Source organism: Ensifer sp. SSB1, from assembly GCF_016652895.1.
In the GTDB taxonomy this organism is placed as follows: domain Bacteria; phylum Pseudomonadota; class Alphaproteobacteria; order Rhizobiales; family Rhizobiaceae; genus Ensifer.
Genome location: NZ_JAEPRP010000089.1, coordinates 13,812 through 28,899, shown reverse-complemented (window position 1 = coordinate 28,899; position 15,088 = coordinate 13,812). Strand labels below are relative to the sequence as shown.

General features: G+C 60.0%; 12 protein-coding genes and 4 pseudogenes. 8 read left to right on the top strand and 8 right to left on the bottom strand.

Annotated elements, in window-relative coordinates; all coding sequences use genetic code 11:
• Positions 1-37: 37 nt before the first annotated feature.
• Entirely contained in the window at positions 38-277 is a 240-nt protein-coding gene (locus I8N66_RS21475; RefSeq protein WP_291157415.1) for a conjugal transfer protein TraD, read from the bottom strand.
• Entirely contained in the window at positions 267-554 is a 288-nt protein-coding gene (locus I8N66_RS21470; RefSeq protein ID WP_223730412.1) for a TraC family protein, read from the bottom strand. Before I8N66_RS21470 ends, I8N66_RS21475 begins: the two co-directional genes overlap by 11 nt.
• Positions 555-775: 221 nt before the next feature.
• Here I8N66_RS21470 and traA point away from each other — a divergent pair, with 221 nt between their 5' ends.
• Positions 776-5,395, top strand: coding sequence for a Ti-type conjugative transfer relaxase TraA (traA, locus tag I8N66_RS21465; protein ID WP_291157411.1), 4,620 nt, complete (start codon positions 776-778; stop codon positions 5,393-5,395).
• 277 nt (positions 5,396-5,672) lie between these two features.
• Here the strand turns inward: traA and I8N66_RS21460 are convergent, their stop codons facing one another.
• Complete coding sequence (locus I8N66_RS21460) at positions 5,673-5,999, bottom strand: hypothetical protein (RefSeq protein WP_223729071.1); 327 nt, start codon at positions 5,997-5,999, stop codon at positions 5,673-5,675.
• 244 nt (positions 6,000-6,243) lie between these two features.
• Between I8N66_RS21460 and traI the strand changes: the two genes are divergently transcribed.
• From traI to I8N66_RS21445, 3 genes are read left to right on the top strand one after another with little or no spacing between them, the layout of a single operon-like run.
• On the top strand, positions 6,244-6,972 hold the full coding sequence (gene traI / locus I8N66_RS21455; protein ID WP_291157408.1) for an acyl-homoserine-lactone synthase TraI: 729 nt from the start codon (positions 6,244-6,246) through the stop codon (positions 6,970-6,972).
• A gap of 24 nt (positions 6,973-6,996) precedes the next feature.
• Entirely contained in the window at positions 6,997-7,758 is a 762-nt protein-coding gene (locus I8N66_RS21450; protein WP_291157406.1) for a response regulator transcription factor, read from the top strand.
• Positions 7,759-7,792: 34 nt separating this feature from the next.
• Positions 7,793-9,145, top strand: a complete 1,353-nt coding sequence (locus I8N66_RS21445; RefSeq protein ID WP_291157404.1) for an amidohydrolase family protein — start codon at positions 7,793-7,795, stop codon at positions 9,143-9,145.
• Between the two features lie 117 nt (positions 9,146-9,262).
• Here the strand turns inward: I8N66_RS21445 and I8N66_RS21440 are convergent, their stop codons facing one another.
• The 3 genes and pseudogenes from I8N66_RS21440 to I8N66_RS21430 all read right to left on the bottom strand — a co-directional run.
• Positions 9,263-10,612, bottom strand: coding sequence for an MmgE/PrpD family protein (locus I8N66_RS21440; protein WP_291157402.1), 1,350 nt, complete (start codon positions 10,610-10,612; stop codon positions 9,263-9,265).
• Positions 10,613-10,645: 33 nt separating this feature from the next.
• A complete protein-coding gene (locus I8N66_RS21435; RefSeq protein WP_291157400.1) occupies positions 10,646-11,722 on the bottom strand; it encodes an ornithine cyclodeaminase in 1,077 nt (358 codons plus the stop codon).
• Between the two features lie 162 nt (positions 11,723-11,884).
• Positions 11,885-12,583 (bottom strand): annotated as a pseudogene (locus I8N66_RS21430) (integrase); the annotation flags it as partial.
• Between the two features lie 382 nt (positions 12,584-12,965).
• Here I8N66_RS21430 and I8N66_RS21425 point away from each other — a divergent pair.
• Both I8N66_RS21425 and I8N66_RS21420 read left to right on the top strand, forming a co-directional pair.
• A complete protein-coding gene (locus tag I8N66_RS21425) occupies positions 12,966-13,211 on the top strand; it encodes a type II toxin-antitoxin system ParD family antitoxin (RefSeq protein WP_223729066.1) in 246 nt (81 codons plus the stop codon).
• Positions 13,212-13,213: 2 nt separating this feature from the next.
• On the top strand, positions 13,214-13,531 hold the full coding sequence (locus tag I8N66_RS21420) for a type II toxin-antitoxin system RelE/ParE family toxin (RefSeq protein ID WP_223729065.1): 318 nt from the start codon (positions 13,214-13,216) through the stop codon (positions 13,529-13,531).
• A gap of 99 nt (positions 13,532-13,630) precedes the next feature.
• Here the strand turns inward: I8N66_RS21420 and I8N66_RS21415 are convergent.
• Positions 13,631-13,723, bottom strand: a pseudogene (locus I8N66_RS21415) (integrase); the annotation flags it as partial.
• A gap of 372 nt (positions 13,724-14,095) precedes the next feature.
• On the opposite strand from I8N66_RS21415, the gene I8N66_RS21410 reads away from it, so the two are divergent.
• Entirely contained in the window at positions 14,096-14,371 is a 276-nt protein-coding gene (locus I8N66_RS21410; RefSeq protein WP_223729064.1) for a type II toxin-antitoxin system ParD family antitoxin, read from the top strand.
• Positions 14,352-14,697 (top strand): annotated as a pseudogene (locus tag I8N66_RS21405) (type II toxin-antitoxin system RelE/ParE family toxin). The gene I8N66_RS21410 and the pseudogene I8N66_RS21405 overlap by 20 nt, the downstream one beginning before the upstream one ends.
• A gap of 5 nt (positions 14,698-14,702) precedes the next feature.
• Here the strand turns inward: I8N66_RS21405 and I8N66_RS21400 are convergent.
• Positions 14,703-14,876: pseudogene (locus I8N66_RS21400) on the bottom strand (integrase); the annotation flags it as partial.
• Positions 14,877-15,088: the final 212 nt, after the last annotated feature.

Below are 15,088 nucleotides of genomic sequence, written 5' to 3'. Positions count from 1 at the left end.
AAGAGAAAGAGCAAAACGCTCGGAAGCGGTTTTGACTTCAGTGCCATTCCGACGTCTCCACGATACGAGGTGATCCGCCCTCTGACGCGGGAGCCTTGAATGCTTCCTCGCCGATATCGCGCAGGCGCCGATGCTCGGCGGTGCCCGGCGCGACGCTTGCAAGTTCGATGAGACCGCCGAGTAGAAAAGCCCGGTCGGCCTTCGTGAGACCCGCTCTCGCGACAATGCCACCGAGCAGGAATTTCTCTCGGGACTCGCGCTTTCGTTCACTCGTCATGAGAAACCTCCGCCGTCGTTCCAGACCCACCACTTGCCTGTCGACGCGGTGAAGCAGTTGAGCCAAAGGCGCCTTCCTTCTCTCCTTCGCGAAATCGAGTAGCGATTTCCCCGAAGACCGCGTCAAGTTCCTCGTCAGTGATCTCGATTTCCGCCAGACCCGATTTCGTGGCTGCGCGCGCAAACCGCTCAGCGGATTTTACTATCAGAGTTCGTCTACGCTCGCGCAGCTTTTCGATCTGGGCGTCGATATCGGAAATCGATGATTTTGTGGCCATACCGGTGTCCTTTCCTGTTTGAGAAATCTGACCGGCGCCGATTATACTATCTATAATATGATAGTAAATCAGGTTAGTGTGCTCCATCCCGAAAACGTCGCAGCCGGAATTCCGATCGTCGGCCGCCTTCCGGAGAAGCGGCACCGGTCCTTCGGTCCGACCGGTTTGAGGGCGCAATATACGTCGCTGGCGCGACGTGCTTGAGAGGTTCGGAGGCAGTCGTGGCGATCATGTTCGTCAGAGCGCAGGTGATCAGCAGGGGTGCAGGACGCAGCGTCATCTCGGCTGCCGCCTATCGCCACCGTGCCCGGATGATGGACGAGCAGGCCGGGTCTTCCTTCAGCTATCGCGGCGGAGCCTCCGAGCTGGTGCATGAGGAACTGGCGCTGCCGGACGATATCCCGGGCTGGCTTCGGGCGGCGATGGACGGGCAATCTGTTGCCGAGGCAAGCGAGGCGCTCTGGAATGCAGTGGATGCGTTCGAAACGCGGGCGGACGCACAGCTTGCGCGGGAGTTGATCATCGCCTTGCCGGAAGAGCTGACGCGGGCGGAGAACATCGCGCTGGTGCGCGAGTTCGTCCGGGATAATTTCACATCGAAGGGAATGATCGCCGACTGGGTGTTTCACGACAAGGACGGCAATCCGCACATCCATCTGATGACGACGCTGAGGCCACTGACGGAGGAGGGGTTTGGGCCGAAGAAGGTGGCGGTGCTGGGCGAAGACGGCGAGCCTTTGCGTGTCGTCACGCCGGACCGGCCGAATGGCAAAATTGTCTACAAGCTTTGGGCAGGCGACAAGGAAACCATGATGGCGTGGAAGGTCGCCTGGGCTGAAACCGTCAACCGGCACCTGGCCCTTGCCGGCCATGAGATCCGTCTCGACGGCCGCTCCTATGCTGAGCAAGGGCTCGGTGGGATCGCGCAGAAACACCTTGGTCCGGAGAAGGCGGCGCTCGCGCGCAAGGGTGCCGAGATGTATTTCGCGCCGGCCGATCTCGCGCGGCGGCAGGAGATGGCCGACCGGCTGCTTGCCGATCCGGAGCTTCTCCTCAAGCAGCTCGGCAACGAGCGTTCCACCTTTGACGAGCGCGATATCGCCAAGGCGCTGCACCGCTATGTCGATGATCCAGTGGACTTCGCCAATATCCGCGCGCGGCTCATGGCTTCGGACGACCTGGTACTGCTGAAGGCGCAGCAGGTCGACACCCAAATGGGCAATGCGACAGAGCCGGCGGTGTTCACAACGCGGGAGATCCTGCGCATCGAATATGACATGGCGCAGTCAGCCGAGGTTCTGTCGATGCGAAAGGGCTTCGGCGTCTCCGGTGCCAAGGCCGCCGCCGCCGTCCGAAGCGTCGAAACGGCCGATCCGGAAAAGTCCTTCAGGCTCGATGCGGAACAGGTCGATGCGGTCCGTCATGTCACGCGCGATAATGCCATCGCGGCGGTCGTCGGGCTTGCCGGCGCCGGGAAGTCGACGCTGCTTTCGGCGGCCCGCGTCGCATGGGAAAGCGACGGTCGACGGGTGATCGGCGCGGCCCTTGCCGGCAAGGCTGCCGAAGGGCTGGAGAACAGCTCCGGCATCATGTCGCGCACGCTGGCGTCGTGGGAATTAGCTTGGGCCGGCGGGCGCGAGCAGCTCGACCGCGGTGATGTGCTGGTGATCGATGAGGCCGGCATGATCCCCTCGCAGCAGATGGCGAGCGTCCTGAAGGCAGCCGAGGACGCGGGGGCGAAGGTCGTGATCGTGGGTGACGCGATGCAGTTGCAGCCGATCCAGGCGGGTGCGGCGTTCCGGGCAATCACTGAACGGATCGGCTTTGCGGAACTTGCCGGCGTGCGGCGGCAGCTTGATGCGTGGGCGCGCGATGCATCCCGTCTGTTCGCGCGCGGCAAGGTTGAAGAGGGCCTCGATGCCTATGCGCAAAGGGGCCGCATTGTCGAGACCGAAACCAAGGCCGAGATCATCGACCGCATCGTTGCCGATTGGGCCGATGCCCGCCGTGACCTGCTTCAGAAATCTGCCGTGGGCGAGTATCCGGGACGTCTTCGCGGCGACGAACTGCTTGTGCTTGCCCACACCAACGATGACGTTCGGACGCTGAACGAGGCCCTGCGCAGGGTCATGAACGACGAGGGCGCGCTGACAGGTGCGCGCCAATTCCGAACGGCACGTGGGCTTCGTGAGTTTGCCGCGGGCGACCGGATCATCTTCCTCGAAAACGCCCGCTTCCTTGAACCACGGGCAAAGCGGCTTGGTCCCCAATATGTAAAGAACGGCATGCTTGGCACGGTCGTTTCATCCGGCGACAAACGCGCAGACGCGCTGCTGACGGTACATCTCGACAATGGCCGGGACGTCGTGATCAGCGAGGATAGCTACAGCAATGTCGATCACGGCTACGCCGCGACAATCCACAAATCTCAAGGCTCGACCATCGACCGGACCTTCGTGCTCGCCACCGGAATGATGGATCAGCATCTGACCTATGTGGCGATGACCAGGCATCGTAACCGCGCCGATCTCTACGTGGCGCGCGAGAACTTTGCACCGAAGCCGCAATGGCGGCGCAGGCCCCGTGTCGACCATGCAGCCGGCGTCACCGGTGAATTGGTGGTCACAGGGTTGGCCAAGTTCGGGCCGCAAGATGATGATGCCAAGGAAAGCCCCTACGCCGATGTGAGGACGGACGACGGAACCGTTCATCGACTTTGGGGCGTGAGCCTGCCGAAGGCACTTGAGGAGGGTGGTATCTCGACAGGCGATACTGTGACGCTACGCAAGGATGGCGTCGAAACAGTCACGGTGAGGGTGCCCATTACTGATGAAAAGACCGGCAAGAAGCGCCTCGAGGAACGTCAGGTCGAGCGTAACGTCTGGACTGGAACCCAAGTTGAAACTGCCGATGCGCGCAAAGTTAGGATCGAGCAGGAAAGCCATCGGCCGCATGTGTTCAAACAGCTTGTTGAGCGCCTTGGGCGATCTGGCGCCAAGACGACGACGCTCGATTTCGAAAGCGAGGAAGGCTATCGGGGGCATGCCCTTGATTTTGCCCAGCGGCGCGGTATCGACACGCTTGCCCGGGTCATTGCGGAATTGGAGGAGGGCGCGGCGCGACGGTCGGCGTGGCTTGCGGAGAAGCGGTCGCAGCTGGCGAAGCTCTGGGAGCGGGCGAGCATGGCGCTTGATTTCGCGATCGAACGGGAACGGAGCGTCTCGTACAGCGAGGAACGCAGAGTATCTTTCGCTGCCGGCAACCCGTTGGGTGGAAGCTATTTGATCCCGCCCGCCACCGAATTCCCCCGCAGCGTTGAAGAGGATGCGCGTCTCGCGCAGCTCTCCTCGGAACGGTGGAAGGAGCGGGAGGAAATACTCCGGCCATTGCTGCAGAAAATCTATCGCGACCCCGACGGCGCGCTGTCGGCGCTCAACGCTCTGGCGTCAGGCGCAGGCGTCGAGCCGCGCAAGATCGCCGAAGATCTTGGCCTTGCGCCCGAACGCCTTGGCCGATTGCGCGGCTCTGACCTCATAGTCGATGGTCGCGCCGCTCGAAACGAGCGCAACGCGGCCATGGCCACTTTATCGGAGCTGCTGCCTTTGGCGCGCGCGCATGCAACCGAGTTCCGCAGGCAGGCGGAGCGCTTCGCCAGCCGAGAGCAGCAGCGGCGCTCTGATATGTCATTGTCCATTCCCGCTCTTTCGAAACAGGCGATGGCGCGTCTCGTCGAAGTCGAGACGGTCCGGGAGCGCGGCGGGGTCGATGCCTACAAGACGGCCTTCGCCTATGCCGTTGAGGACCGTTTGCTGGTGCAAGAGGTCAAGGCCGTCAACGAGGCGTTGACCTCACGCTTTGGCTGGTCTGCCTTCACCGCGAGGGCCGATCCGATCGCCGAGCGAAATGTTGCCGAGCGAATGCCGGAAAATCTCGCGCCTGACCACCGTGAAAAACTGGTGCGTCTGTTCGAGGTGATCAGGCGTTTTAGCGACGAGCAGCATCTCGCAGAAAAGCAGGATCGCTCGAAAATCGTTGCCGGCGCAAGCATCGAGTTCGGAAATGAAGCAGTGCACGTGTTGCCCATGCTTGCCGCCGTCACGGAGTTCAAGACATCCGTCGCCGATGAAGCGCGGGATAGGGCGCTTGCCGTTCCCCATTACAATCATCATCGCGCCGCGTTCATGGACGCGGCGACACGCATCTGGCGCGATCCGGCCGGCGCGGTCGGCAAGATCGAGGAGCTTGTCGAAAAGGGTTTTGCCGGCGAGCGGATTGCCGCAGCCGTCATCAACGATCCGGCCGCTTACGGAGCGTTACGTGGCTCCGGTCGCACAGTGGACAAGTTGCTTGCTGCCGGCCGGGAGCGGAGGGCCGCGCTTCAGGCTGTGTCGGAAGTAGCAAGCTGTGTCCGTTCTCTCGGAGCGTCCTATGCCGCGGCGTTTGAGGTCGAGACCAAGGCTATCGCCGCAGAGCGCCGGCATATGGCGGTCGCCATTCCCGGTCTATCGCGGAAGGCTGAGGATACGCTGCGGCAGTTGACGGCAAGAATGAGGAAGAAGAATCGGGGGCTCGACGTTGCTGCGGGTCTGACCGATCCGCGCGTCGCCCAAGAATTCGTCGCCGTCAGCCGGGCGCTCGACGAGCGCTTCGGCCGCAACGCGTTCCTGCGTGGGAACAAAGACGTTTTCAACTTTGTGTCGACAGCGCAACGGAATGCAGTCGAGGCAATGCAGGAGAAGTTGAAGGTTCTTCAGCAGATCGTGCGGGCAGATCGCGGCCAGAAGATCGTTTCCGAGCGCCAACGACAGGCGGTCAATCGGGGTCGTGGTGTCGAGCGGTAGAGGCAATTCAAAGAGCTTCATCCACTCAGGTGTCTCGGCAGCCGGTCCTTGCCGCCTGGCGCGGCATCAACATCCCTCAAAGAGTCGCGGCAGTTCGTCGCGCGAGGCGGTAATAATTGAAAGCGTCATTGCAGCCCACTGGCTCTTCGACACAACGAAATATTTCTGTTGCCTTGTTGCCACAGGCTGCGACTGCAGCGCGATTATTTCCGCAGCGACATCGTCACCAGCTTTAGACTTTTATCACGCTCCGGTTTATCAATCAGGTGATAGAATTCTACGGAAAAACCTTTGACAGACACGGGAACCGGCCGGCCGGGTGCCACCCAACGTCTTTACCTGTAAATTCCGGTAGCGCGGCCAAGGCCACCTGCAAAAGCGTCCAGATACCGTAAAAGGCGAGGGTGTCCTGCGCGTCTATCCGAAAATGCAAGCCCTCGTCCGTCGGCCTTAGCGTCACGCGTGCGTCACCGAAGTCCAGCGACCGATCGACCCCCGTGGCGCCGATCGGGCTCCAGTATTCGCGGTAACGGGCGAAGACCTCGCTTACGCCCTGTTCCGCATTCTGGACTGGTACGAAGGCTTCTGCGGTATGCTTGTACATCGGCACTCCTTGCTGCAAATCCTCGCGCGCATTGAATTATCAATTTCGGCTCTCGGCGGCTTCGCCACCTTGGCTCTGCACGCTCGTGCACGGTTTTTCGATACAGACCGCTGATGTATGACAACTCATACGTGCGATATTCATGCACGCTTTGGACGAGCGCTCGACTACTAATTCTATTAGTCGCCTAAGCGCGGAAACTCGTGTCCAGTGGTCTGAAGCAGGTTTTCTTCGGAGAATGGAGATGGAGATACTAGCTGTCCCGGCCGCAGCGCGCGGAGAATTTGCTGACTTGATCGACTCGATGCATCGGTTGCGTGCGCGAGTCTTTGGCGACAGACTGGACTGGGATGTAGACATAAGGGACGATCGTGAGGCCGATGCTTACGATCAATTCAATCCCACCTATATCCTGGCCGTTTCTACCACAGGTGCAGTGGCGGGCTGCGCGAGGCTCCTCCCGGCTACTGGGCCGACGATGCTCGCCAATACATTTCCGCAGCTCCTCTCATCGCGACGGCTCGAAGCCCATCCAGGCATGGTCGAAAGCTCGCGCTTTTGCGTCGACACGGCGCTCGACGAGGGCAGGACGGGGGCAGTTCTCCATGGGACGACGCTTGAGATGTTTGCCGGCATCATCGAGTGGTCGATGGCGAACGGCTATTATGAAATCGTCACGGCAACGGACCTGCGGTTCGAGCGCATTTTGAAACGCGCCGGCTGGCCGATGCAACGTCTTGGTCGGCCGTGTCCCATCGGCAGCACGATGGCCGTAGCAGGCGTGCTTCCTGCCGACGCCGCGAGCCTTAATCGGATTCACGCTGCTGCCTGTCGCCAGGAACACATGTGCACCACAACTTCGCTGCTTGAGGTGGCACGGCGTGGAACAGCGCCTTCTGCCGATTTATCGCAAGCGGCCACACCGCCCACAGAGGACGATGCAGGTCCTCACGAGGGATCAGATCACAACTGACGCTGCGCAATAGAGGAGAGGTCTTTGAATTCCGCGCGACCGCAGATCCTGATCGGTTCGACCGATGCGGATTACTATCTGCTACTCGTCCACATCCTGGAATCCGAGGGATATCAGGTCATTCTTGGTTCCGGGGTCGAGGAGATCGTCCATTTTGCAGGCGAGTACGATGTCGGAGCCATTCTTCTTGATTGTCGATCGGGAGAAGATTGGGCTACCGCAGCCTGTGTAAAGCTGAAGCAGGAGCCGCGGACATTCGGGATTACGACCGTCGGGCTGATTGGCCCTGGTGCGGAAAGTCGATTTATCGATCTGCTGAAGGCCGGGATTGACGAGAATTTCGTGAGACCGATCACCCCCTCCAAGCTGCTCAGCTTCCTACGCGACCGTATCCTCCTTCCGCGAGTGTCGGGTCCGATGGCGAGCGACGGTCATATCCTCGTCTATGCAGGAATTGAACTGAATACCAACAGGCATAGCGTCAGGCGTCTCGGCATCTACGTCCACTTGGGACCGATCGAATTCCGGTTGCTGCAGTTTCTGATGGAGAACCACGAGCAGGCGTGCAGTCGCGCACAACTCATTGAAGCTGGTTGGCCCGAGCGCCGTTTCGTCGACTTCAAGACGGTGAATGTTCATATCGGTCGACTGCGCAAGGCGCTGAGCGTGACCGGCGGCCCTGATCTCATCCGCACGGTTCGATCGTCCGGCTACATGCTCGATGGTTCCGGTCAGGAACGATCGCAGTACAACCCGGCTCGGCCGGGCCAAGGGACTGGCGACTAGGACAGCACCCCGGTTGACGAAAGGAACAGCTGTCATGGATCTGGTAATCCGAAATGGAGGTCTCATCACCGGCGACGGCAAGACGTTTCACAAGCGGGCTGCCGTATATGTCCAGAAGGGACGGATCATAGGTGTCGACGTCGCCGCAGGCGCTGAAATCGCGGCCGCGGCGCGAGAAACCATCGATGCGACCGGCGGCATCGTTATGCCAGGTCTCATCAATGCACATGCGCATGGATGTATTCGGGGGCCTTCCATGCCGAGCGGCTCGAAGCCATTTGCAGGCGAGGATGTTGCCTATTTCCGGAACCGTCATCTTCTTCAGGGAACAACGACCCTTTTGAACGTCTGCGGCCTTGCCATGGCCGACGAAATAGATGTCGACGACGCAGAACCTCATGCCATGGATATCCGCGTTTCCACGGCTCACACTCCGAAAAACATCGAGGCGGCGCTTGTGGTCGACGGAAAGGGACTTTCAGCACGACACCTGACCGCGACGACAGATGAGTTGTTGGCCTGCGGCGCGGTCGCCCTTGGCGAGGCAGGTGGTGGGCAGACACTGGGTGGTGGTGCGCAAGAGTACAGGTTCATCCCGCAAGCCTTCCTGCACGAGTTCGGGGTCGAAGTGACACCCGCAGCCGCGAGGCGCTTGAAGAACGCGGTTATTGGCCGCTATCTCGATCCGGCAGACGGCCTGTCGAATTTAAAACTGACCGACGAGTTGGAGTGTTGCGGTCTTTCCGGGCTCGCCGATGCGGATCGCGTTCGCGATATCATCACGCGATCGGTGATGCCTTCGGTTGCCCTCACGCTGGCCGGATTCGATGAAATCGCACGCGAAGCCAAGCGGTCAGGGTTTCCCGCGATCTTCCACAATGCGGCACCATCTGCGAAGCGTCTGATTGCCGCGGTCGAGAAGCACCCGAAAGCACGTCTCGTCGCCGGTCATAGCAATCACCCGAGCTTTCACCCGGAGGAGGCAGTCTCGATTGCCCAGAACCTGAGAGGGAAAGGGGCCATCATCGATATTTCGACACTGGATTGTATAGGGACGCGCTGGCGCAACGATCCATCCAACCTTGACGCACTGATCGATGCGGGCTGTGTCGATACGATTTCGACCGATTTTGCCGGCGGGCATTGGGATGGAATTCTTGAAGCCATCCAGCGTATGACCAGGAAGAAGCAATTGTCTGCGGCCGAAGCGGTGGCCCTAGCTTCCGGGAATGTCGCGCGTGTCTTCACTCAAATGGCCGGTGACCGCGGACTGATTGAAAAGGGCAAGCGCGCAGACCTGATCGTTGTCGACCACGTTAATCTGAGCCGGGTCAGGCATGTCGTGATCGCAGGCCGTATAGTCGTCAGGAATGGCCGGCTTATCTGACGGCGCCAGCCGGAGATGGCTCTCGCGTCGACTCCGACAGTGTTTGCCCGCGGCGGCAGTTGCGAGATGTCGGTGACGGATACGATCCGAATGACACAAAGGGCGGAGATCGAGGTTTCAGTCGATCAATCGCATCCTCAGACGCTGGAGGAGAGGGACCGCATCTCCTTTTTTCAGTGCCTCAAAAGCCTGCAGGACAGTATTTTGCGCCCTGGGAGAAAGCTTGCACCGCGTCGCTGCCGAAAACTTATCGATGAGATCCTCCCAGTCTAAGGGGCGCGCCTTGTCCCCGCGTGGCGAGGTCATCTTGGATGTGATCGATTTGCCATCGGTCATTCGCAGGCATACCTGCGCAAGGGTCTCACCCGGAAAACGGGCGTCGATCTCAGGACTGACCGAGAGACGAACCTTGCGGGCGAATTCGACGAGGTCCGGCCTGCCTAACTGCGCACTACCGACCGGCGCCAGCGCCGCAACTCCATCGACAACAGCAATCGCCATGCAATAAGGCAGACTGTATTGGATCTCCGTCAATGTACTGGGAGACAAGGTGTTTGAAAGTCGCAGAGCCCATTGAAAGGTCTGAACTTCAATTGATGCGATTTGTTCGGTCCTGATGTCCGCGACTTCCGAAAGCGCGGCAAAGGCATCAAGAGCGGGATGGATGTAGCGGCAGCAGGAATAGGGTTTGAAATAGACCCTCGAGATTTCAGCCGGATCAACCAAGTTCGCGATGATGCTCGGCCGGTCGAAGTGCGACGCATGATCGAGCAAATCCTGCGGCCCGGTAAATCCCCGCTCTGCGAGGCTCAATGCGGTCAGGCCCGTCACGACACTCCAGGGAATACCCTCCTTGACGTCGTTCCCGGTGAGGTTGGCATAGCCAGAGCTGCCGTTCGCCTCCTGATTTGGCGCGAGCACTCCGGCTACAGCGAGTGCGTGTGCGAGTGCCGGGGGATCGGTTCTGTAGAGGCGGCCGGCCGTGGCCGCGGCAGCATAGCCGGTCCAACGTCCCGATTGTCGGCTTTTGATCACCTGCGGGTTCTGCGCCACGGCGATGCGAATTCCGATCTCGTATCCGAGAGCGATTGCGGTCAGGAGATCATCGGCGGATGAACCAATCGCAGATGCCACGGAGAGTGCCACGGGTATCACAGCCGCACCAGGATGACCGCGCGCGGCGCGATGGCCGTCGTCGAAATCGAGCGCGGATGCTGACGCAGCGTTACAGACTGCCGCAGCAGTGACCCCGAGACATTCACCCGTAAACCAGACCGAAGCCCGGCCGCTTCCAAAATCGTGCCGGGCGACGGCGCGCGTTACACGGGCACTCGGAACATCGCAGCCGACGACGTAGGCGGTGACTGCATCCACAATACAGCAAGTGGCACTTAGCCTCAGATCGGGCGGCAGAGCATCGGAAGGATAATTCGCCAGATACTCTGCAAGGATCTCGGTGACATACATCCGCCCCCTCCGTGAAGCTTAGGCTGCCGAGCGTCAGTTCGTGCTAGATGAGTGGACGGATGACGCCGTGCCCCCATCTGGCGAGAACCAGGTTTCGTAAACATGAGCGGCGACGTAAAGATCCAGCATAGGCAACCCAACGCACGTGATGAGGATCGGGAATTCCGATCCGCCGCCCGCGTCACAGAAATCCTTTAAGTTCATGACACCGAGCGCTGGGCCAAGCTGCTCCAATGTTGATCCCTTGCGTGAGAAATAGAGCGCCAGGCTTTGCGAGTTTCGCCGCGACACCATCGAAACGTCATCGCAGAGCGCCAGTCCGGACCGAAGAACTTTTTGGATATGGCCGGATGGAGTCTCGTCTCCCCCAAGATGCAGAACAACCGCGTTTGGGCAAACCTCTGCGCTCTCAAACACCGGTGCGCTGGCATTGGTAGCGGTGATGACAAACCGGCAACCACGCAGCCTCTTATTATCCGCGACAGCCTCAAGCCGAATTCGAGGTGACTGTCTGTGTCTTTTAACGAGTTGGCGCGCGGAAGCGCCTGAACGGCTGCGCACGAATATCTTCGAGACGATGCCGGCTCCGAAATGATCGAGCACTCTGATGATCTGCTCGGCAATGGGGCCCGCTCCAAAGAGGAAAACAGAGAGTTCTTCTGTTTTGGGGAAGAAAAGTTCAAGCGCCATTGAGGCATAGGTTGCCGTTCTTGCGGCAGAGATATCGGTTCCGTCCATCACGCAAAGCGGGCGCAGCGTGAAGCTGTCTAGCAGCAGGATCGTCGACGTCGAACGCGGCTGACCCAGGCGACGGTTTATCGCATTGGCACCGACCACCTTCACGGCGGCGTATCTGCCACCGACGCTGGAGAGCGCAGAGAGCTTCCAGCCCAATCGCTCGCCTTGCAACGTATCGCGGTACGCTTCAAACTGGGGTTCGTTCCACAGGGCGGCTTCGGGAAAGGATAGGACAGATTTCAGCCCATGGGCCTGGCCCAAGCGGATGTCGGACCAAGCTGCCGTGGCGGCATCGTGGAGAGCGGATGCCTCGAGACGGACGCCGAGGCGCTTCATTTCCGCAAGTGAAATGTATCTGGGTGTGCTCTCCATCGCCGTTCTCCGTGGAATTGTCGACGCCATGCGACCGGGAGCAATTTCACATCTGGAACGGAGGGATTAAAGGAAAGGTTCGGATACATTTTTGTCGTCTTTAAATGAACGACTTTTGCCGCTGAGCCGAGAGCCGAACCCGATTTGGCGATTTCGCGCTGCGGGAAGGGAAGGGGAATTCGCGTCGTTCGGATCGTCACGAATGGATTCTTCGTCGACAAGATCCGCAACTTGCAGTCCCGCTATTTCCGACCGCCGCCGCCCGCCGGAGGCAAACGTGGTCAGAAGCAGCGCCCGGTCGCGCAGATCGACCAGGCGCTCGCCGGCGCAGGCCTGCAGCAGTAATGCGAGAATGTCGGCGGTGACGGCCTTCTTGCTTGCGCTGTCGCGGTCGGGCGCTGGCGCGCACGCAAGGCGCAAGGAGGATTTGAGCGAGGGGCCGTTGAAGGTACCGGTGAGCCCGCGCCAGCGGGTGAGGATTTGACCAACTGGTCAGACGTCGACGTACCGTATCAGGGGCATGGGGGCATTTCGCGCGAAGCAGGCGGTATCCCGCAAGCCGGACTCGCCTCTGCACGCTTGATGGGACCCCAAAGATGATGGCAACGAATTTCAGCAGCAAGCTTTCCGGCGCCGGTCTGGGGAGGGGGCTGCCGTTGGCAAGCTGACACCAGGCCTCGAGCGTAGCCGAGATTGGAGGCGAGTGCGCACAGCGTATTGTCGCCTATGCCTTCGCCAGCGAGATGTTTGAGCGTGGCGACGTCGTCGTCGGTGAGGAGCGCAGCGAGCTGGTCGCGCGGATCGAAGGGCGAGTTCTTCGGCGCGGCGGGGGATGACGTCAGAAGGAGCGGTTTTCGCCATTTTCGCAGCTCAGCGGCTGTGGCCTTGCCGGATTCTAGGCTGTCGGTTTTCCAGGATCACCGGTTCGCAATGTTTTTGACGATTTGGCACCGGCGAAGATCGGCGGACTCTACCAGGTTCGGCGGATTTTTCGTCACTTCAAATAAGTTGCTGTCGTCGGTCTGTAACGATCAACGGTCACCCTCCTGAACCGGAATTCCCTTCGCGCCCTGGTCAGGAACGAGGTCTTCGATGACCGCTGTTTGGCGTTGATACGGCAGTCACCGAGGCTCAAGCCTCTTGAAATCGAGTTCGGGCGTTCACCTGTGAGACGTGGCGACTGTGTCAATAATTGCGCAAGGATTGCTATTGTGGCATGCTGTGACGAATCCGGAGGTGTGGCATGAACGTTTCCATTGGTGACCGCTGGGAAGCTTTTGTATCTAACATCGTGAAGGACGGCCGTTACGGCTCCGCCAGCGAAGTGGTGCGCGAAGGCCTGCGTCTGGTCGAGGAACGCGAACAGAAGCTGAGGGCGCTGAGCAGCCTCCTCAACAAGTCGATTGCCGAGGGCGGTGAAGTGTCCGATGCTGATATTGACGCGGCGCTGGAGGCCAAAGCCGCACAGCTGACCAAGGAAGGCTTCTAAGCGTGCCGCAGCTTCGTATGCTGCCTTCGGCGCTCGCTGATCTGGTCAATATCCTCGAATACATCACCCGCCAAAGCGGCAGCTTGGTCGCGGGGCGCCGTTTTGTGGGGGAACTTCGGCAAAAGTGCCGCACACTTGCCGACCTCCCTGGCACACTCGGCCGATCGCGACCGGAATTGCGGGCCGATATCCGCAGTTCGGCGCATAAGGGATATGTCATCTTCTTCCGCTACGTCGATGACCGTTTTGAGGTAGTCAACATCATCGAGGGACACCGCGACATCGATGAGCTGTTTTCCTCGGCCGACATCGACGAGTGACATCCCGGCTGCCTGTCAGGGCTGTCCGTGCAACCGCGCTTTTCACGCAGACGCCGCGTTAGATTAAACTTCGCTCAGTGTAATCTCGGAGTACATACTCGCGTCCGCCAGCCACTGCTTCAAGGCCAACACCGGCCGGCCATGGGCGCCATCGTCTCTCGTGGTCGTCTTGGCGCGGCCGAGGCGGATCGACGGGTAGATGAGGAGGGGCGCACGAAGCCGCGACGCCTGGGCGGGAATAGGGATCGAAGCGGCCGCGGCAGCATTTGCAAATCACTTCGTCCGGAGCGTGCCCCAATTGCTTTGCACCTATCGCTCGTCGATCTGCGCCGAAGACGCTAGACCCGTGCATAAGCGAGTGACCGGGGAATGTAAGCCTTTTCTCAAGCTCGGCAGGGTCGCCACCCGCGACGGCGGCAATCGCCGATCGCTCGACTAAGTGCGCCACCTGCTGATCATTAAAAAAGATCCGGGCCGACGTCCTTGGCACTGCCGCCCTGACGGTCATCTCATCAGATTTGAAAAATATGCTACTGAGTAGCAAGGCTCAAGGGAGTTAAGCGGATGAGCGTGAAATCCTCGATTTCGCTGACGGACCAGCAGGATGCGTTTGCCCGTTCGCTGGTGGAGAGCGGCCGGTATCCCAGCATGAGTTCCGTTCTTCAACATGGCCTGGAACTGCTACGCCAAAAGACCGAATCTGAGGCCGTCGAAACCGCAGCGCTCCGCGAATTGGTCCAGCAGCGATTGAACGGGCCAATGATTTCTGCGACGGAAATAGAAAGCCGCGTCGCGGCAATGATCGAGCGGAAGCGACGGGTTGTTCGTGTGGACTCTTGAATATTCTGAGGATGCCGAACGCGATTTCGAGCTGATCTTCGATCATCTGTTCGACGCCTATGTCGAACTTGGGGATGCGCCTGACAGGCGGTGGAGCGTACTGCTAAACGGATCCGCAAATTGCATGTCGAGGTCGATCGTCTCGTCGATACGCCCTATATCGGGATGCGCCCCGATATTCATCCCGGGATTCGGCTTCTACGGCGGGACAAGGCGGCTATTTGGTTTCTACCGGTGGAACATAGCCGCGCAATCGTTGTCGCGGCAATTTTCTACGGCGCGCAGGACCACATCAGAATATGCTCGCACGTATGCTGGCGGGGTAAGATTCTTACAGCCCCGAGGCCCTCGTCAGATTGACCCTAAATCGGTCGCGTCGGCGGTGGTAGCTGCGGTTCTGCACGTGGCGCTCGTCGACTTCGGCCGAGGAGGGCAAGCCGGCGCGCAGCGAATGACTGGAGAATTTGGCTGCCCGCACGCCTTCGCTGAGGTCGCTATGCAGGCCAGGGGGAAGGACCGTGGGGACTCCAGTCCCCAAGGTGTTGATTGCGGTTGCAGGCTTAGCTTGCGAACAAAATGCGTCATGTCGGTATATGCCGGTATCAGCTGACCAATACGCGAAGGAGCGTCCGGAGCGATCCCGCCTTATCCAGCGCGTACACGTTATCAATCGCTTCGCAAGCACCGCTGTCTCCCACGACCGGGCTCGCAAGTCGC

Excerpts from the sequence above, each read along its gene's own strand:
- I8N66_RS21475 (WP_291157415.1), bottom strand. The coding sequence starts at position 277 with ATGACGAGTGAACGAAAGCGCGAGTCCCGAGAGAAATTCCTGCTCGGT.
- I8N66_RS21470 (WP_223730412.1), bottom strand. The coding sequence starts at position 554 with ATGGCCACAAAATCATCGATTTCCGATATCGACGCCCAGATCGAAAAG.
- I8N66_RS21460 (WP_223729071.1), bottom strand. The coding sequence starts at position 5,999 with ATGTACAAGCATACCGCAGAAGCCTTCGTACCAGTCCAGAATGCGGAA.
- traI (WP_291157408.1), top strand. The coding sequence starts at position 6,244 with ATGGAGATACTAGCTGTCCCGGCCGCAGCGCGCGGAGAATTTGCTGAC.
- I8N66_RS21445 (WP_291157404.1), top strand. The coding sequence starts at position 7,793 with ATGGATCTGGTAATCCGAAATGGAGGTCTCATCACCGGCGACGGCAAG.
- I8N66_RS21440 (WP_291157402.1), bottom strand. The coding sequence starts at position 10,612 with ATGTATGTCACCGAGATCCTTGCAGAGTATCTGGCGAATTATCCTTCC.
- I8N66_RS21435 (WP_291157400.1), bottom strand. The coding sequence starts at position 11,722 with ATGGAGAGCACACCCAGATACATTTCACTTGCGGAAATGAAGCGCCTC.
- I8N66_RS21425 (WP_223729066.1), top strand. The coding sequence starts at position 12,966 with ATGAACGTTTCCATTGGTGACCGCTGGGAAGCTTTTGTATCTAACATC.
- I8N66_RS21410 (WP_223729064.1), top strand. The coding sequence starts at position 14,096 with ATGAGCGTGAAATCCTCGATTTCGCTGACGGACCAGCAGGATGCGTTT.